The organism is Thermococcus sp. (assembly GCF_026991495.1).
In the GTDB taxonomy this organism is placed as follows: domain Archaea; phylum Methanobacteriota_B; class Thermococci; order Thermococcales; family Thermococcaceae; genus Thermococcus.
The window spans coordinates 1-4251 of sequence record NZ_JALXBJ010000065.1; the positions used below are offsets into that span (position 1 = coordinate 1).

3 protein-coding genes are annotated in these 4251 nt (G+C 54.8%); all 3 read left to right on the forward strand.

What is annotated here, in order from left to right; genetic code table 11:
• Nucleotides 1-136: 136 nt before the first annotated feature.
• Complete coding sequence (locus MVB78_RS07900; protein ID WP_297490079.1) at nucleotides 137-1864, forward strand: PEGA domain-containing protein; 1728 nt, start codon at nucleotides 137-139, stop codon at nucleotides 1862-1864.
• The gene (locus tag MVB78_RS07905; protein ID WP_297490081.1) at nucleotides 1815-2567 is read left to right on the forward strand and encodes a protein phosphatase 2C domain-containing protein; all 753 of its coding nucleotides are present in this window, start codon (nucleotides 1815-1817) and stop codon (nucleotides 2565-2567) included. The genes MVB78_RS07900 and MVB78_RS07905 overlap by 50 nt, the downstream gene beginning before the upstream one ends.
• Before the next feature lie 234 nt (nucleotides 2568-2801).
• Nucleotides 2802-4251, forward strand: a 1450-nt coding sequence (metG, locus tag MVB78_RS07910; protein WP_297490083.1) for a methionine--tRNA ligase, incomplete at its 3' end; no start/stop codon positions are given.

Below are 4251 nucleotides of genomic sequence, written 5' to 3' on the forward strand. Positions count from 1 at the left end.
GGAGAATTCACCTCTATCTCATCGCAAGGGAGATAAAAGGGAGTAAACCCGCAGGAGTTTACGGACTTGAGGATCTTGAGAACGCGTTATCCGGGAAAAAGCTCGAAGGGGTTGAACTTGAAAAGGTGGTGGGAGAATGAAGAGGCTTTTATCATCCCTCCTTTTTGTTTTGCTCTTTGTAGCGATCCCCGTGGGAGCATGGGTGCTTAAGCTTCCACTCCAAGAGCACCACGAGGGCATGCTCAGTGACGCCACAGCTCTGAACGGATCCATATACGCAATTGGACTCGAGACGTATGTTAGTACCTTTAACGTTCAATGGGTTGGCAACACCACCCTGTTCAAAATCGGCCCGAATGGAAATCTGCTGGCAAAATACATAATAACCGGCGGCTTCTGCGACGAGGAAACCTGGCCAAGCCTGGGGATTGAATCATATGGGGATGAGATAATCGCGTATGGAGTATCCTGTGTTCCAAGGTTCAAGAACAAGACATCGTGGATCATTGCACTTGATGGAGATGGTAGATACAAATGGGGATTCTCACTGCCCGGGTACATAGCTCAGGCGGAGGTCTGGAACGGCTCGATTGTGGCTGCAATAGCCTACAGAGAGGGCGATAGGATAATACCGGTGATGCTGTGGGCAGATCCCATAACCGGAAAAATCGAAAGGATGTACCTAATTCCCCTCGCCGATCCCCATGCGGTACTCAGGTTTGAAATCGACGAAAATGGCGAGATAATCGTCGCCGGTTACGATGAAAAAATGCTCTCATGGGCCGGAATAATATACCCAAACAACACGATCAGGGTGTGGGATACTGGAGTTGAGGCATGGGATGGTCCATCTGTCTGGGCGGTTGGAAACGAGAGCCGTTTTCTAATCGCAGTTGGATGGTCCAATGGAACGTACCTGATCAATCCCATTACAGCCAGTGCCCTCTTTGTGGAAGACACCTACCCCTATGCTCTCATGGTCATAAACAACAGCCCGGTGATGGTGTCACCCCACGGGAGGGGGAAATCCATCTTTCTCAGGTTGAACTGGAACGGAAGCGTTGAAAGTGTCAGCTTCCTCGCAGACTTCACGGTTCTGTTTGTGAGTGACGGGTTAATGGGAGGGTACAGTGGGGATCACTACTCCCTCGCTCCCTTCCAGCCTGGCCAAGAGGTTCCCATGAGTTTAAAGGCACTTCCAGCAGAGCCGAAAATCAACGAGATCGTGTTGCCCCTCAAGCCAATTAACGTGACTGTCCACCAATTCAAACCTGTGATAGTCGCTGGAATCCCTAATCAGGGCCTGGCAACTTTAAGAGTTGCCACAACCCCACCTGGAGCGGAGGTATACATCAACGGTTCTCACATCGGAAGAACTCCACTGAACCTCAACCTCACACCCGGCAACTGCATCCTGAAGCTCGTCAAAGAGGGTTACAAAAACAAAACCCTGAACCTCACGCTCTCGCCCGGGACTGAAAGGGACCTCACAGTCAGGCTTGAACCCCTATCCGGGAGGCTCCTCATCAGCTCCACTCCCGCAAACCTGACCGCCACGATCATCGGAGGTAACATGAACAAGAACTGCACCACCCCGTGCTCCCTTTCCCTGCCCCTTGGAAAATACACGGTGAATGTGAGCAACGGAAAAGGCTGGAAAGCCGCCGATGTTTACGTCGGTGTGAACTCCACCTCAACGGTTTCTCTGGCGATTCCGGTGCCCAAAAAGGGGTCAAGGGGCCCCCTTCTGCTGGCTCTTGTGCTTCTCGCACTGGGCGGCGCGGGTGCCTACGTTTACATGAAGAAGCCTGCAGGTGAGGAGGTCACCAGAACCGAAAAGGCCCATCGGGATAAGGGCCGGTAAGGCCTTCGGAATAAGCCACGTTGGGGCGAGGGAAAACAACGAGGACAGCTTTTTAGTTCTTAAATTGGCGGACGCCTACCTTCTGGCGGTGGCGGACGGCCTCGGAGGCCACAATGCCGGCGAAGTGGCCTCTGGGATGGCTGTAAAAATCCTCGGTGAGGTTTTCTTGGAGGAATACGGGGCAGGACTGCAGGCTTATCTCGTCAGGCTCCTGCTGAAAAAAGCCCATGAACTGGCACATTCGGGGATAAAGGAGGCTGCCCGCGGAGAGAGGGAAGGAATGGGCACCACCCTGGTTTCAGCCTTCGTCAGGGGCGGAAGGGCCATAGTAGCGAACACCGGGGACAGCAGGGCTTATTTGATAAGAAATGGGAAGGTGGTTGCGAGGACCAGAGACCACTCCCTCGTCCAGGAGCTCCTCGACAAGGGCGAGATAACGGCGGAGGGAGCGAGGAGGCACCCGATGAGGAACATCATAACGAAGGCCCTCGGAATAAACTTCGGTGTCGACCTCTACGAGTGGGAGCTAAAGCAAGGGGACGTTCTACTGCTCAGCTCCGACGGGCTGCACGACTACATTGATGAGAGGAGGATAGCCGACATCGCCTCCTCCGGAAGAACACCGGAGGAGATAGCCCGAAAGCTGGTTGAGGAGGCCCTTCCTGTCACGAGGGACAACGTGACGGTGGTGGTGTGGAGATAGCCACCGGGTTCTTTTTATACCTGTCAAGTATAATACCCGGGAGGTATAAAATGAGCCCCCTGCCGAAAGGCGGGGAGAAAGCAGCGCGGGCCCTCGTGAAGGCCCCATGGGCGAGACGGGCCGGAGGGATATATCAAACCCTGCATATTTTCTTCCCAACTTAATAACCCACCGTAATGCTTAAAACCCGCAGGCCTTATAAGGGGGCAGAACCATTGCCGGACGGTGGTTAAAATGGTCAGGTACATGGTCACTTCCGCTCTCCCGTACGCCAACGGTCCGATTCACGCGGGCCACTTAGCGGGGGCCTACCTTCCGGCGGACATCTTCGTGCGCTACCTCCGGCTGAGGGGCGAGGAAGTCCTGTTCATCTGCGGAACCGACGAGCACGGGACGCCCATAAGCTTCCGGGCAATAAAGGAGGGGAGAAGCCCGAGGGAGATAGTGGACGAGTTCCACGAGCACATAAAGACGGCCTTCGAGAGGGCCAAGATAAGCTTCGACTACTTCGGCAGAACGGAGCTCCCGGTCCACTACCGCGTGAGCCAGGACTTCTTCCTGAAGGCCTTTGAAAACGGCTACCTCGTGAAGAGGGTGAGCAAGCAGGCCTACTGCGAGCACGACAAAATGTTCCTGCCCGACAGGTTCGTTATCGGGACCTGTCCCTACTGTGGCGCCGAGAACCAGCGCGGGGATCAGTGCGAGGTCTGCGGGAGACCCCTAACGCCCGAGATACTCATCAACCCCCGGTGCAGCATCTGCGGCAACCCAATCACCTTCCGCGACTCGGCCCACTACTACTTCCGCATGGGGGAGTTCGCTGGAAGACTCAGGGAGTGGGTCGAGGGCCAGGAGCACTGGAAGCCGAACGTCAGGCACATGGTCTTGGGCTGGATAAAGGAGGGGCTTGAGGACAGGGCCATAACGCGCGACCTGGACTGGGGGATTCCCGTTCCGCTCGACGATGATGACATGAAGGGCAAGGTGCTCTACGTCTGGTTCGAGGCTCCAATAGGCTACATCAGCATAACGATAGAGCACCTTCGCAGAGAAGGAAGGGAGGACGAGTGGAAGAAGTTCTGGCTCAACCTCGATGGACAGACCAGAGTAATACACTTCATCGGCAAGGACAACATACCCTTCCACGCGATATTCTGGCCGGCCTTCCTGATGGCCTACGGCAAATACAAAGATGAGGAAGTCGAGGCGGAGTGGTTACTTCCCTACGACATCCCCGCCAACGAATACCTGAACCTTGAGGGCAGGAAGTTCTCGACGAGCAGGAACTGGGCGATATGGGTTCACGAGTTCCTTGAGGTCTTTCCGGCTGACTACCTTCGCTACTACCTCACCGCAATAATGCCCGAAACTCGCGACAGCGACTTCAGCTTTTTCGACTTCAAGGTCAAGATAAACGACGAGCTCGTGAACAACCTCGGCAACTTTGTTCACAGGGCGATGACCTTCGTGAACCGCTACTTCGATGGTGTTGTTCCTGAGAGGGGCAAGCTGAACGAGTTAGATAAGCAGGCATTCGAGGAGATTGAGAATGCCTTCGAAGAGGTCGGTGAGCTCATAAGCCAGTACCGCTTCAAGGATGCTCTAAAGCGCGTTATGGAATTGGCGATCTTCGGAAACCGCTACTTCGACCACCAGAGGCCGTGGAAGACCGCCAAAACCGACC

Excerpts from the sequence above, each read along its gene's own strand:
- MVB78_RS07900 (WP_297490079.1), top strand. The coding sequence starts at position 137 with ATGAAGAGGCTTTTATCATCCCTCCTTTTTGTTTTGCTCTTTGTAGCG.